This window comes from Nannocystis bainbridge, from assembly GCF_028368995.1.
GTDB lineage: Bacteria > Myxococcota_A > Polyangia > Nannocystales > Nannocystaceae > Nannocystis > Nannocystis bainbridge.
This window is the reverse complement of record NZ_JAQNDL010000001.1, coordinates 710,786-723,582: the sequence shown is the minus strand read 5'-3', so window position 1 is coordinate 723,582 and position 12,797 is coordinate 710,786. Positions and strand designations below refer to the sequence as shown.

General features: G+C 72.5%; 14 protein-coding genes. 10 read left to right on the top strand and 4 right to left on the bottom strand.

Annotated elements, in window-relative coordinates; translation table 11 throughout:
- The first annotated feature begins 237 nt into the window (after positions 1-237).
- Positions 238-1,452, top strand: coding sequence for a hypothetical protein (locus POL25_RS02825; RefSeq protein ID WP_272084234.1), 1,215 nt, complete (start codon positions 238-240; stop codon positions 1,450-1,452).
- 71 nt (positions 1,453-1,523) lie between these two features.
- Here POL25_RS02825 and POL25_RS02820 read toward each other — a convergent pair whose 3' ends face one another.
- Positions 1,524-1,925, bottom strand: a complete 402-nt coding sequence (locus tag POL25_RS02820) for a hypothetical protein (RefSeq protein WP_272084233.1) — start codon at positions 1,923-1,925, stop codon at positions 1,524-1,526.
- 427 nt (positions 1,926-2,352) lie between these two features.
- Between POL25_RS02820 and POL25_RS02815 the strand changes: the two genes are divergently transcribed.
- Complete coding sequence (locus tag POL25_RS02815; RefSeq protein WP_272084232.1) at positions 2,353-2,784, top strand: OsmC family peroxiredoxin; 432 nt, start codon at positions 2,353-2,355, stop codon at positions 2,782-2,784.
- Between the two features lie 86 nt (positions 2,785-2,870).
- Here POL25_RS02815 and POL25_RS02810 read toward each other — a convergent pair whose 3' ends face one another.
- Positions 2,871-5,045 carry an amylo-alpha-1,6-glucosidase gene (locus POL25_RS02810; RefSeq protein ID WP_272084231.1) on the bottom strand — a complete coding sequence of 725 codons (2,175 nt, stop codon included), beginning with the start codon at positions 5,043-5,045 and terminating at the stop codon, positions 2,871-2,873.
- A gap of 263 nt (positions 5,046-5,308) precedes the next feature.
- On the opposite strand from POL25_RS02810, the gene POL25_RS02805 reads away from it, so the two are divergent.
- Both POL25_RS02805 and POL25_RS02800 read left to right on the top strand, forming a co-directional pair.
- Complete coding sequence (locus POL25_RS02805) at positions 5,309-6,523, top strand: zinc-dependent alcohol dehydrogenase (RefSeq protein WP_272084230.1); 1,215 nt, start codon at positions 5,309-5,311, stop codon at positions 6,521-6,523.
- The gene (locus POL25_RS02800; RefSeq protein WP_272084229.1) at positions 6,523-7,026 is read left to right on the top strand and encodes a hypothetical protein; all 504 of its coding nucleotides are present in this window, start codon (positions 6,523-6,525) and stop codon (positions 7,024-7,026) included. Before POL25_RS02805 ends, POL25_RS02800 begins: the two co-directional genes overlap by 1 nt.
- A 101-nt stretch (positions 7,027-7,127) precedes the next feature.
- Here POL25_RS02800 and POL25_RS02795 read toward each other — a convergent pair whose 3' ends face one another.
- Positions 7,128-7,349 carry a hypothetical protein gene (locus POL25_RS02795; protein WP_272084228.1) on the bottom strand — a complete coding sequence of 74 codons (222 nt, stop codon included), beginning with the start codon at positions 7,347-7,349 and terminating at the stop codon, positions 7,128-7,130.
- Here POL25_RS02795 and POL25_RS02790 point away from each other — a divergent pair.
- Positions 7,342-7,839: an SMI1/KNR4 family protein gene (locus POL25_RS02790; protein ID WP_272084227.1), complete on the top strand. Its 498-nt coding sequence runs from the start codon at positions 7,342-7,344 to the stop codon at positions 7,837-7,839. The genes POL25_RS02795 and POL25_RS02790 overlap by 8 nt on opposite strands.
- A gap of 41 nt (positions 7,840-7,880) precedes the next feature.
- Here the strand turns inward: POL25_RS02790 and POL25_RS02785 are convergent, their stop codons facing one another.
- On the bottom strand, positions 7,881-8,735 hold the full coding sequence (locus tag POL25_RS02785; protein WP_272084226.1) for a hypothetical protein: 855 nt from the start codon (positions 8,733-8,735) through the stop codon (positions 7,881-7,883).
- A 193-nt stretch (positions 8,736-8,928) separates the two neighbouring features.
- Between POL25_RS02785 and POL25_RS02780 the strand changes: the two genes are divergently transcribed.
- The 5 genes from POL25_RS02780 (at position 8,929) to POL25_RS02760 (ending at position 12,796) form a co-directional block, all read left to right on the top strand.
- Positions 8,929-9,393 (top strand): hypothetical protein, encoded by a 465-nt coding sequence (locus tag POL25_RS02780; protein ID WP_272084225.1) that lies wholly within the window; start codon positions 8,929-8,931, stop codon positions 9,391-9,393.
- The gene (locus POL25_RS02775) at positions 9,374-10,234 is read left to right on the top strand and encodes an HTTM domain-containing protein (RefSeq protein ID WP_272084224.1); all 861 of its coding nucleotides are present in this window, start codon (positions 9,374-9,376) and stop codon (positions 10,232-10,234) included. The genes POL25_RS02780 and POL25_RS02775 overlap by 20 nt, the downstream gene beginning before the upstream one ends.
- Positions 10,235-10,366: 132 nt before the next feature.
- Positions 10,367-11,158, top strand: a complete 792-nt coding sequence (locus POL25_RS02770) for an acyl-CoA desaturase (RefSeq protein ID WP_272084223.1) — start codon at positions 10,367-10,369, stop codon at positions 11,156-11,158.
- A 4-nt stretch (positions 11,159-11,162) separates the two neighbouring features.
- Positions 11,163-12,029 carry an acyl-CoA desaturase gene (locus POL25_RS02765; RefSeq protein WP_272084222.1) on the top strand — a complete coding sequence of 289 codons (867 nt, stop codon included), beginning with the start codon at positions 11,163-11,165 and terminating at the stop codon, positions 12,027-12,029.
- A gap of 8 nt (positions 12,030-12,037) precedes the next feature.
- Positions 12,038-12,796 (top strand): enoyl-CoA hydratase/isomerase family protein, encoded by a 759-nt coding sequence (locus POL25_RS02760; protein WP_272084221.1) that lies wholly within the window; start codon positions 12,038-12,040, stop codon positions 12,794-12,796.
- Position 12,797 lies beyond the last annotated feature (1 nt).

Below are 12,797 nucleotides of genomic sequence, written 5' to 3'. Positions count from 1 at the left end.
CAGGGGACGTGCGCTGGGCCGCACGCGCGGGTGCATCCGCGCCGCTCCGCGGTCCTGGGGCCGATCGCTGACGCCGCGAGCGGGGGGCGCTGGGCGCCGCGTCGCGGGCTCACGGGGCGCGCAGGGCCGCGGACGACGGGGGGCGGGTGGCTCACGCCGCGCGGCTCGAGTTTTTGTACGCCGCGTGAAACTCGGGGCGGTGGACAGGGGGCGGCGGCGCTCGCTACATTGACGGGCGTGTCCGAGTTCGACGCCTTGCCGGCGGAGGAGCGCCGGGCGTGGCTGCTGGCGCAGCTGGCCGATCTGCTGCGGCGGGCCGACTGGCAACATTTCGTGTGCACGCCGATCGTGCTGCCGCGGCCGGAGTTCTTCCCCGACCGCTTCACGCGCACCGCGGCGGGGGTGGTGCGGCTGATCCGGCGGCTGTTTCGCTACGCGGACCTCGAGCTGGGGGCGGAGGTCGAGCTGTACGAGGGGCGACCGCCGACGCCCGAGGAGCCCACACTGATCGGGGCGTCGCAGCACCACGAGGGCGCGGCGGGGCTGTTCATGGGCATCGAGGGCGAGGTGGCGCACTTCGGCGCCGACCTGACGCTGCTCGACGACGCCGGCGGGATCACGGCGACGCTGGCCCACGAGGTGGCGCACGCGTTCCGCTCGCACCACGCGCTGTGCGTCGACGACCGCGACGAGGAGGAGGAGCTGACCGATCTGACGGCGGTGTTCCTCGGGTTCGGGGTGCTGAGCGCCAACGCGGCGCTGCGCCACCGCTCGCAGCAGGTCTTCGACGGCACGTTCCGCTCGAGCTGGTCGGTGCAGCGGATCGGCTACCTGACGCCGCAGGAGCTGTGCTTCGCCCTGGCGGCGCAGGTGAAGGTGCGCGAGGCCGGCCGCGAGGTGGTGCTGGCCTGCCTCGAGACCAATCAGGCCAGCTACTTCCGCGCGGCCCTGCGCTGGCTGGAGCGCGAGCGGCCGGCGCTGGCGAGCGAGCTGGGGCTGCCGCCGCGCGAGCGCTGGCCGCCGCCCGACAGCGTGGCGACGCTGACGCGGGCGCTGGGCGACACGCACGACGAGCTCGAGCAGGAGGAGCCGCCGGCCCTGCCGGACAAGCCGTCGAACGCGGGGCGCCCGGTGTTCCGGGTGTGGCGGCGCAGCCGGACCGATCTCGCGGCGCTGGCGGTGCCCATGGGGCTCGTCGGGCTGCTGGCGTGCATCGGCGTGGCGCTGATCCACCCGGGGTGGATCGTGGCAGTGATCGTGGTGATGATCCTGGTGGTGCGTCTGCTCGGCCGACGGCGACGCCCGTGCTGCTCGGAGCCGGAGTGCCGGGCGCTGCTGACGCGCGAAGCGACGACGTGCCCGGGCTGCGGCGGGGCGATCGCGGGGGACATCGACCACGCGGAGCAGCGCCTGGCGGCCGCGGAGGCGCTGGTGCGGCGGACGAAGGGCTGATGGGACATGTCTGAAGGGGCATGTCGCATGGGGCATGCCCGTCGGGGCATGCGCGAGAGGACAGGCGACGACTAGGCGAGCGGACAGTCGGGCCGGCACTCCTTGCTGCAGTCGATCGCCTTGATGCCGTCCTTGACGGGGTCGAGCCCGACCGAGCAGACCACGCAGGCGACCAGGCCGCCGAGGCAGCAGGTGATGTTGGCGGCGTAGGTCAGGGCCTTGAGGCCCCACCGGGTCACGCTGCACGCGGGGTTCCTGCCGGTCGCTGCGAGCGGGAGCGTCGGGCCCGGAGCGGTCGTCGGCCCGGCGGCGCGCGGCAGTTCGGCGATCCGGGGGCCAGGGTCGGTCTCTGCCGCGAGCGCGGGTGCCTGCGCGGCTGCTGGCGTCCGGGGCTCCGCGACCGGGCTGGCGGGCGGCTCCGCGGTCGCAGCGAGCGAGAGGCAGAGGGCCGCGGTGAGGATGCAATGCTGCATGGGCCTTCCATGATCCGCGTGGTCGTTCGCATGACGCGCTCGCGGCTGTGATCGATCGGGACGGGCTCGCGGGCGGGTGAGCGACGCATCGCGGCGATCGGGCGGGGCTGGCGACCGCGAATGTGCCAGCGCCGCGAGGGCGCGTCGGGATCGAGCGGCCGGCGCTTCGATGGCGGGTGCCGGGGTCGGGCGCTCGCGCAGCGGGTGGGCACGGCTTCTGCGCGGGGCGTGAGTGGGTCGGGCTCGCGGCGGTCGCGGGGTGATCGCCCGCGGGCAGCGAGGACGACAAACGCTGCTCGCCCGTGGTTCGCCGGCCGAGCCTGCCGGCCGAGCCTGCCGGCCGAGCCCGCTGCGGCGGGGCCCGGCGGTCGCGGGGCCCGCCGCCGCGCGCGGGGGACGTGCTACGTTGCGCGCCGGAGAATCATCGATGGGAATCAGCAAAGCCAGCGCTCAGTGGGAAGGTTCGATCAAGACCGGCAAGGGCACGATGAAGCCCGAGCACGCGCCCGAGATCCCGTTCTCGTTCGCCTCGCGGTTCGAGGGCCAGCCGGCCAGCAACCCCGAAGAGGTGGTGGGCGCGGCGCTGGCGGGCTGCTTCTCGATGGCGCTGTCGCTCGGCCTCGAGAAGGCCGGGACGCCGCCGCGGTCGATCCACACCTCGGCGGCGGTGAAGCTCGAGAAGGACGGCGAGGGCTTCTCGATCACCACCATCGAGCTGACCACCGAGGCCGACGTGCCGGGCCTCGACGAGGGCAAGTTCGCGGAGATCGCCGAGGCGACCAAGAAGGCCTGCCCGGTGTCCAAGGCGCTCGCCGGGGTCCGCACGATCACGCTCAAGGCGTCGCTGCGCCAGTCGTAGTCGCGCGGGTGTCGCAGAGGACATGTCCTCTGCGGCATGTTCGAGAGGACATGTCGAGATGGACATGTCCTCTTCGTCAGCGCGCCTCACTTGACGGCGACGATCTCGACGGGGCCGCGGCGGCCGAGGATGTGGATGCCGACGTCTTCGGGGTGGCGATGGAGGGCGAGGTCGATGGTGCCGGCGCCGACGCGGAGGTTGCGGATCGAGACGCGCTCGAGGGCGGGGGGCAGGGCGGAGCGGAGGAAGAGGACGCGGCCCTCGGCGCCCTCGACCTGCATGCCGAGGGCGGCCTGCAGCAGCAGCAGCGGGGCGGTGGCGGCCCACGCCTGCGGCGAGCAGGCGACGGGGTACATCGTCGGGCCGGCGCCGTCGCGGCGGGGGAAGCCGCAGAACAGCTCGGGCAGGCGGCTGAGTTCGGCGGCGCCCGAGGCCTCGAACATGGCCTGCAGGACGCGCAGGACGTGGTCCTTGAGGTTGTAGCGCGCCAGGCCGAGGGCGATAAGCGCGTTGTCGTGGGGCCAGATCGAGCCGTTGTGGTACGACATCGGGTTGTAGCGCCGCTCGCACGCGCTGACGGTGCGGATGCCCCAGCCGGAGAACATGTCGTCGGCGAGCAGGCGGTCGGCGAGGCGAGGCGCGCGCTCGGGCAGGGCGATGCCGCTGAACAGACACTGGCCGGCGTTCGAGGTGCGCACGCGACACGGCCGCTTGCCGCCGTCGAGCGCGAGCGCGTAGCCCTCGAGCTCCTCGCACCAGAACGCGGCGTCGAAGCGGGCCCGCAGGCGCTCGGCGCGGGCCCGCAAGACCCGGGCCCGGGCCTCGTCGCCGAGCAGCTCGGCCAGCCGCGCCCCGCCCTGGTACGCGGCGTACACGTAGCCCTGGACCTCGCACAGCGCGATCGGGCCCTCGGCCGGGCTGCCGTCGGCGTGGAACACGGCGTCGTGCGAGTCCTTCCAGCCGTGATGGACCAGGCCGTGCTCGGCGCGGCGGCCGTACTCGACGAAGCCGTCGCCGTCGCAGTCGCCGTGGCGCTCGATCCACAGCAGGGCGCGCTCGACCTGCGGCCACAGCTCGGCGATCGTCGCGCCGTCGCCGGTGTGCTCGTGGTAGGCGGCGGCGAGCACGACGAACAGCGGGGTGGCGTCGACGCTGCCGTAGTAGCGGCGGAACGGGATCTCGCCGAGCGTGGCCATTTCGCCGCCGCGGATCTCGTGGACGATCTTGCCGGGCTCGGCGTCGGTGGCCGGGTCCGCACGATCGGCCTGGGTGGCGGCGAGGAAGCGCAGGACGCCGCGCGCGAGGTCGGGGCTGACCCACATCGCCGCGAGGGCGGTGACGATCGCGTCGCGCCCGAACGGGGCGCAGAACCACGGCACGCCGGCGTGCGGGACCAGGCCGGCGGGCGTGCGCGTGATCATCATCCGCAGATCGGCGAGCGAGCGGCGGATCCAGTCGTCGAACTGCTCGCTCGAGCTCTCGATGGTGCAGTCGCGGGCGGCGAGCTCGTGCAGGCGCTCGGCCGCGCGGGCGTGGGCGACGGCGAAGCGCGGGCAGGCGGCGGGCTCGTCGTCGCCGAGCTCGCAGGCGACGGTGACGTGGAGCTCCTGGGTGACCCGGGCGGGGAGGTGAAGCCGGTACAGCGCGCGGTCGGGGGCGCAGACCGCGGGCGCGGGGTCGAAGCCGAGTCGGGTGCGCCGCACGAGGCCGTCGAGGCCGGTGTAGGCGAGCTCGACGGAGCTGTCCCCGAGGACAGGTGCATGCATGGCCCCGCGACGGTCGCGGCGGGTGCCGCGGACCTCGAACACGTCGGCGAAGTCGGCGGCGAAGGCGAGCTCGAGCTCGAGCTCGACCGCGTCGGGGCCGTAGTTGGTGACGTGGATCCGCTCGTGGCAGGCGGCCTGCCACAGGAACTTCTCGCGCGCGACGTGCAGGGTGCCGTGATGGACGACGACGTCGCCGCCGGGCGGGAGTTCGGGGTTCATCATGTCGACGACGAACACCATGTTGTCGGCGCCGACGGTCGAGCTGAGCAGCGGGAGCGGCTGGCCGCCGAGGCGCAGGCGCAGGGCCGAGAGGAAGCGGGCGCCGTCGTGGTAGAGGCCCTGGGCGCCGAAGGCACCGGACGGGCGGATGTCGCCGAAGCGGTCGAACACGGCGAAGGTGTCGCCCTGCTTGAGCACGCGGGCGCCGCTCAGGGTGAGCGAGGCGGTGGCGAGGATCTGGAAGCGGTCCTCTTCGTCGTCCGCGGGCTTGGTCATCGCGCTCGCAGCCACCCCGCCGCGCTCCTCCACGAGGGCACCATGGCGGCGGCTGGCGTCGCGGGCCACGCGCTCGGTGGGGAACTGCGAATCACGGGGCTGGCGCTGCCGAGGCGGGCGCAAGCCCACGCTCGCGCCGCCACCGCCCGGTCGAAGCATTCGCCGGCAGCGGTCTCGACAAGGTGGCTCGCGCAACCTCGTGCAACGTCGAGGCCCGCGGCCGGTCGGTTGACCCGCGGGCGAAACGTCGCATAAGCGCAGCGATGCGAGCCGTCGTATTTCGTGATGTGGGGGACATCCGCCTCGAGGATGTCGCCGAACCGAAGCTGCGCGAACCAACCGACGCGATCGTGCGGCTGACCGCCAGCGCGATCTGCGGGACCGACCTCCACATGATCCGCGGCAGCATGCCGGGCATGCAGCCGGGCACGATCCTCGGCCACGAGGGGGTCGGCGTGATCGAGGCGGTGGGCAAGGAGGTCCGCAACTTCCGCGTCGGCGATCGCGTGGTGATCCCTTCGACGATCGCCTGCGGTCATTGCTCGTACTGCCGCGCCGGTTACTTCGCGCAGTGCGACCGCGCCAACCCCAAGGGGTCGCAGGCGGGCACCGCGTTCTACGGCGGTCCGACCGAGACGGGGCCGTTCCACGGGCTGCAGGCCGAGAAGGCGCGCATCCCGTACGCGGCGGTCAACCTGGTCAAGCTGCCCGACGAGGTCAGCGACGACCAGGCGCTGCTGCTCTCGGACATCTTCCCGACCGGCTACATGGGCGCCGAATATGCGGAGATCAAGGACGGCGATACGGTGGTGGTGTTCGGCTGCGGGCCGGTCGGGCAGTTTGCGATCCTGAGCGCCAAGCTGATGGGCGCGGGGCGGGTCTTCGCGGTCGACAACGAGCCGACGCGCCTGGCCATGGCGCAGGCCCAGGGGGCCGAGATCATCAACTTCGAGGTCGATCACCCGGTCCAGACGCTGCGCGCGCTGACCGGCGGGATCGGGCCCGACCGGGCGATCGATGCCGTGGGCGTCGACGCCTGCCACGCGCACCGCGGGGCCGCCCGCGCCGAGGCCGAGCGCAAGTACGACCAGCACGCGCGCGAGCTCGAGGCCGTGGCGCCGCACGCCAGGCCCGACGGCGAGCACTGGCACCCCGGTGACGCGCCGTCGCAGGCGCTCGAGTGGGCGGTCGAGGCGCTGGCCAAGGCGGGCACGCTGTCGATCGTCGGGGTGTATCCGCCGACGGCGAAGTTCTTCCCGATCGGCCAGGCGATGAACAAGAACCTGACGGTGAAGATGGGCAATTGCCACCACCGCAAATACATCCCGAAGCTGCTCGACCTGGTCCAGCGCGGCACCGTCGACCCGCTGCAATTCATCACCCGCGTCGAGCCGCTGACCGACGTCATCGCGGCCTACAAGGCGTTCGACCTGCGCCAGCCAGGGTGGCTGAAGGTCGAGCTGCGGCCGGAGTCGTGATGCGGGCGAGCAGGTGGGCGCTGGCGATCGGCGTCGCTCTCATGGCGCCGGTGGCGGCGCGCGGCGCTCCGCCGGAGGACCGCGAGATGGTGCGCCCGGATCATGAGGGCGAGCCGACGCCGCGGACAGTGCCGACGCCGATGGTGGCGATCACGCCGCCCGACCTGCTGCCGCCGGTGATCCCGGAGAAGCAGTGGCAGGCGCAGCGGCGCAAGGTGAAGATCCAGGCCGCCGTGTCGTGGACGGTGGCGATCGTGGGGCTGATCGGCACGGCCGTTCCGCTGGCGTTCCTCGGCACCTGCGGCGACACGCACACGGGCAGCTACGTGCGCGACTGCCCCGATCGCCGCTGGGCCGAGATCACGGCGCCGATCTTCGCAGCAGTGGCATTGGCAGGGTTGGTGCCGGCGGCGATCTTCACCGACCGTTTGCTGTATCAACGAATGCCCGAACGAGCGCCGCAGCTCGGGCTCGGGCCGGGCGGGCTGCGGCTGCGGTTCTGAAGCGCGGACGCGCCGACGCGCCGGGGCAGCGCCGCGGGTGGTGATGCTTCGCGTCTCGGCGCGCGGCCGGATTGAAACCCGCGCGAGGAGATGGGACGCTGTCAGAGCGTGACGACCACCAAGCCCGCTGCCAGGAAGATCACCCGTTCGGCGCCGTCAGCGAGCAAGAAGACTGCGAAGTCGGCGAGCACGACGGCCGCGAAGCCGGGGACGAAGAAGCCGGTGAAAGCGGCCGCGGGCAAGACGGCGAAGAAGCCGGCGAAGTCGGCGAGCAAGAAGGCCGCGAAGTCGGCGAGCAAGAAGACCGCGAAGTCGGTGAGCAAGAAGACGGCGAAGTCGGCCGCGGGCAAGACGGCAAAGTCGGCGAGCAAGAAGGCCGCGAAGCAGCCGGTCGCGCCGCGCACGGCCGAGGAGGTGTTCGTCGAGGTCGAGGCGCGCGCCGAGGAGGTCGGGGTCGAGCTGCGGGACGGCGCCTCGGCGCGGGAGATCGCGCGCACCGAGAAGGCGCTCGGCGTGACGCTGCCCGAGGACGTGCGGGCCTGGTACCGGCGCCACGACGGCAGCGCAGGCGACGATTTCCCGTACCTGTGGCCGCTCGCGTTCATCCGCGAGCAGCAGCGGTACCTCGCCGATCTGCTCGATGCGCAGTGGTTCGTGCTCGGCGGCATCGAGGACTCCGTAAGCTGCATCGATCTGTCGCCGGCCGGCGCCGGGCGGATCTTTCACTGCTCGGCCGAGAGCGATCCGCGGCGAGAGTCCGACGGGTTCCTCGAGTGGCTGGCCAGCTTCTCCTGGGACTGGGACCTCGACTGACATGTCCCGAAGACCATGTCGCGCCGAAGCTCGCGGGCGGCTCACTCGGGGATGATGATCGCCACCAGCTTGTCGCAGAACACGGCGTCGAAGGGGCCGGAGACCCCGCCCTGCAGGCTGCCGACGAGCCGGGGCGGATCGGCGGGATCGTGCGCGTCCCAGTTGCCGAGCCGCGCGTCGATGACTACGGTCTCGGGCCGGGCGATGTCACCCACCATGCCCTCCGCGAAGACGTAGGCCGAGAGCGGCCACTGGCCGATCCAGCCGCCTTTTTCGAACGGATCGCTCCACGCGAAGCCGTGGAGGATCGGGCCGGTGCTGCCATTGAGCTGCTGTACCTCGACGGCCGGATCGGCGGCGGGCGAGACGAACAGGAGCCGCGGCGAGTACGGCTCCTCCCCGAGGGTGTCGAAGCCGAAATAGGCGCGCTGGGCGGCGAATGGGCCGAGCGTCGAGCTGCCGCTGACCATGGTGCCGGCGGGAGCGTCGAGGGTGCAACCGAACAGGCCGGAGGTCGGCTCCGGTTCGAAGAGGTCGAGCTTCGGCTGCGGATCGTCGGTGGTGCCGCCGGGATCGACGGTCGTGCCGCCGGGATCGACGGTGGTGCCAGTGCTGGGATCGACGGCCGTGGTGGCGCTCGGATCGACGGTCGTGGTGGCGCCGGGATCGATCGTGGTGGCCGTGGTCGCGTCGGTGGTCGCGGTGGTCGGCAGCGGCGACGTCGTGGTGGAGGTCGGCGTGGTCGCGGTGCCCGGCGGGTCGTCGGTGGTGCCGGTGGCAGGCGGCGATTCGCTGGTGTTCGGCCCGGCGGTGCTGGCTTCGGTCTCGCCGAGCGGGCGATCGGTGCAGGCGAAGAGGACCAGCGGGACGAGGAGCGGCGAGCGACGTGTCGGCATAGAGGTCTCGACCGGGGCGAGCACGTGCCCCTCCGAGGGAGATGGCCAGCAGTCCGGCGAGCCGTCAACGCGAGGGCCGAGGAGGGCGGCGCAGCACAGGCGCGATTGCAAGCCGCGGCGGTCGCTCGCGGATGGGGCCGGTGCGAGGCCCGTCAGCGCGCGGCGAGGTCGGAGGATCTGTTACGGTCGTGGTGTGGCGACCACGACGACGGCGAGGCGGGCGCGGGCGATCGTGTTCGTCGCGGTCGCGGCGGGGCTGTTGCTGATCCCGGCGTATCGCCAGCTGTTCGGCGGGCGCAGCCGGTTCGTGCGCGACTGGGAGCTGTTCAACGAGGTCGGTGTCGGGCTGGTGGTCGCGGAGTTCAGCGTCCGCGACGGGCAAGGGCGCGAGGCGCCGATCGATCGCTACGCGGCGCTCGGCCGCGAGCGAGCGACGGCGCCGCGGTGGTTGCGGACGATGACGGGCGAGGCGGGGCTCATGCGCGTGGCAGGCGAGCTGTGCGCGCGCCTGGGGTCGGTCGACCTGCGCGCGCGGGCCCGCATCGCCACGATGCGCGGCTGGGTGCTGCTGCACGCCGGCGAACACGACCTGTGCCGGCCGCTGCCGCCGCGGCCGCAGATCCCGGGGACGCGGCCGCGTGGCCACGAAGACCGGTGAATCCGCGTGGGCCCGCCTGGTCGCGTGGGCCGCGGCCGAGGGCTCGACGGTACCGATGGCGCTGGTGCGGATCGGCCTCGCGCTGCTGCTGTGGGCCCGCTGGGGCGAGGACATGGTGCTGGTCCACGCCGACGGGCCGGCCATGGTGGCGCTGTCGCTGGGCTTCTTCACAGCGACGGCCCTGATGTTCGTCGGCCTGTGGACGCGGGCGGCCACGGCGACGGCGGCGATCGTGGTGGCGACGATGTACTTCGGGGTCGGGGCCGCGGGCGGGCGCACGGCGTGGATCCACCACCACCATTTCCTGCTGATGTCGGCGACGGTGCTGTGCGCGCTGACGCCGTGCGGGCGGTCGCTGTCGATCGATCGCGGGCGAGCGCTGGCGCGGGCCAGTCGGCTCGGGGCGCCCGCGCCGGACGAGCGCGGACCCTTGCTGGGGCTGCGGCTGATGACGGCGCAGCTGTCGGCGATCTACCTGTGGAGCGCGATCGACAAGTGCGAGCCAGGCTTCCTGTCAGGGGCGCGGCTCGAGCAGCTCGCGGGCTTTTATTATTTCGGATCGGACCTGCCTCTCGGGACAGCTATGACGATCGCCTCGGCGATCGCGGCGTCGTCGATCGTCGCCCTGGAGTTCGCGCTGGCGATCGGGGTGTGGCGACCCCGCTGGCACCGCGTGCTGCTGCCGCTGGGCGTGCTGCTGCACGCGGCGCTGTACGTGCTGCTGCCAGTCCACACGTTCTCGGCGACGATGGTGCTGCTGTACCTGGCGGTGATCGATCCGCCGGCGGTCGAGCGGGCGGTCGCCCGGGTCGCTCCGCGGGCGGACGCGGCGCGAGGTTAACTTTGGGACATGCGCGATGCGGCATGGCCCAAAGGTCATGTCATGGGGTGAAGCGGGCCGGGGCGAGCCGGCGGGGCGCGGGGCGCGGGCGGCGTTGACTTGCCCGGGCGGCGCCTGATAAGGATCGGCGCGGTGCTCCAGGTCCTCCTTCTTTGCGTCGGGTTCGGCTGGCTGGCCAACATCAGCATCAGCGTCTATGCCCACCGCGCGCTGGCCCACCGGGCGGTCGCGCTGCACCCGCTGCCGGCGCACGTGTTCCGCTTCCTCATCTTCTTGACCACGGGCACGCGGGTGCGCGCGTGGGTGGCGGTGCACCGCAAGCACCACGCCTACGTCGACCGCGAGGGCGACCCACACTCGCCGGTGGTCCACGGGATCGCGCAGATCTTCTTCGCCGGGTACCGCTATTACTTCCGCGAGAGCACCAACGAGGCGACGCTGCGGCGGTTCGGCCACGACTGCCCCGACGATTGGCTCGAGCGGGGCCTCTACGAGGGCCGCAGCAACCTCGGGCTGCTGCTGCTGGCTGCCATCTATGTCGGGCTGCTGGGGCCGGGGCTGGGGCTGCTGGGGTTCGTGCTGCAATTGATGTGGATGCCGCTGTGCGCCGGGGTGATCAACGGGCTCGGGCACCACGCGGGGTACCGCAATCACGCGACCCGCGACGGCAGCCGCAACGTGGTCCCGCTGGCGCTGGTGATCGCCGGCGAGGAGCTTCACAACAACCATCACCGGTTCCCGCGCTCGGCCAAGTTCTCGAACCGCTGGTGGGAGTTCGACGTCGGCTGGGCGGTCATCCGCGCGCTGGCGGCGTGCGGGCTGGCGCGCGAGCTCTACGTGTACGACCGCAAGTGGCGGCCGGGGGCGCCGCTGCCGGCGGTGCGCCCGGGCGACGCGGGGCCGCTCGAGGCGGCCGGGAGCTGAGGCGATGCGAGACGACCGGCGCAAGGCTTCGCTGCCGCTGGCGCAGCTCTCGTGGTCGGCGGCGGGCTTCTACCTGCTGGTCCACGCGCTGTGCCTCGGGGTGGTCGTCACCGGGCTGTCGTGGCCGGCGTTCGCGCTGTTCGCCGCCTGCTTCGCGGCGCGGATGTTCGCGCTGACGGTCGGGTTCCACCGATATTTCGCCCACCGCGCGTTCAAGACGTCGCGGCCGTTCCAGTTCCTGCTGGCGCTGCTCGGCAGCACGACCCTGCAGGGCGGGGTGATCTGGTGGGCCGAGACGCACCGCCGCCACCACCGCAACGCCGACACCAGCCGCGACCTGCACTCGCCGCATTACCAGGGGTTCTTCTATTCGCATTACCTGTGGTTCCTCGACCGCCGCCACCGCGTGACCCACCTCGAGGCGATCCCGGACCTGGCGCGCTACCCCGAATTGCGCTGGCTCGACACCTGGCACTTCGTGCCGTTCGCGGCGATGTGCGCCGGGCTCTACTGTCATCGGGGGGCGGAGGGCGTGCTGTGGGGCGGGCTGCTGCCGACGGTGCTGATCTGGGAGATCACGCACTGGGTGCAGTCGTTCAGCCACGCCTGGGGCGGCTACCGCCGCTACGCCTGCGAGGACTTCAGCCGCAACCACTGGCCGCTCGGGGTCCTGGCGCTCGGCGAGTTTCACAACAATCATCACCGGTTCTCGTCGTCGGCCCGCCAGGGCCACGTGTGGTGGGAGTTCGACGTCGGCTGGTACGTGCTGCGCCTGTGGGCGGCGCTCGGCCTGGTGTGGGACCTGAAGACGCCGAGCAACCTGTCGCAAGGGACAGCCGGCGCCAGCGAGCGCGGGGAGCCATTCGTATGAAGTGGAGCGTGGAGCGCAGCGAGGGCGCCGTGATCGTCACGATGCGCTCGAACCCGGTCAACCGCATGAACCCGGAGTTCTTCGCCGACCTGCACGCCGCGTTCGACGCGGTCGAGCACGACCACCCGGCGCTGCCGGTGGTGCTGACGGCGGAAGGCAAGACGTTCTCGGCGGGGCTCGACTTCGAGGACGTGTTCCCGCGGTTCGCCCGCAACGACATGGACGAGCTGCAGGCGTGGTTCGACGAATTCCGCCGCAGTCTGTTACGGGTGTTCAGCCTGCCGCGGCGCACGGTCGCGGCGATCAACGGCAACACCTTCGCCGGCGGGCTGATCCTGGCGGTCGCGTGCGACGTGCGGGTCGGCGCCGAGGGCCGGGCCCGCTTCGCCATCAACGAGGTGCCGGTCGGGATCCCGATGCCGTGGACGTACATCGAGATGGTGCGCTACGCGATCGGCACGCCGGCGACCGCCGCGATGACGCTGTCGGGCCAGCTCTACGACGTCGCCGCGGCCGAGCGGCTCGGGGTGCTGCACCGCGTGGTCGCGCCCGAGCAGCTGCTGGCGACGGCGCTGGCAGAGGCGCGGCGGATCGGGGTCGACAGCGCGTCGGCCTACGCGGCCAGCAAGCTGGCGCTGCAGCAGCCGACGATGGCGGCGATCGCCGCGCACCCGGAGCTCGACCGCATGGCGATGCAGGTCGTCATGGCCCCCGACAGCGTGCGCGCCCAGGCCAGCGCGCTGGCGGGCCTCAAGAAGCGGGACTGAC

Bases quoted from the DNA above. Each gene is read 5' to 3' on its own strand.
- POL25_RS02800 (WP_272084229.1), top strand. From the start codon at position 6,523: ATGCGGGCGAGCAGGTGGGCGCTGGCGATCGGCGTCGCTCTCATGGCG.
- POL25_RS02785 (WP_272084226.1), bottom strand. From the start codon at position 8,735: ATGCCGACACGTCGCTCGCCGCTCCTCGTCCCGCTGGTCCTCTTCGCC.
- POL25_RS02815 (WP_272084232.1), top strand. From the start codon at position 2,353: ATGGGAATCAGCAAAGCCAGCGCTCAGTGGGAAGGTTCGATCAAGACC.
- POL25_RS02820 (WP_272084233.1), bottom strand. From the start codon at position 1,925: ATGCAGCATTGCATCCTCACCGCGGCCCTCTGCCTCTCGCTCGCTGCG.
- POL25_RS02805 (WP_272084230.1), top strand. From the start codon at position 5,309: ATGCGAGCCGTCGTATTTCGTGATGTGGGGGACATCCGCCTCGAGGAT.
- POL25_RS02765 (WP_272084222.1), top strand. From the start codon at position 11,163: ATGCGAGACGACCGGCGCAAGGCTTCGCTGCCGCTGGCGCAGCTCTCG.
- POL25_RS02810 (WP_272084231.1), bottom strand. From the start codon at position 5,045: ATGACCAAGCCCGCGGACGACGAAGAGGACCGCTTCCAGATCCTCGCC.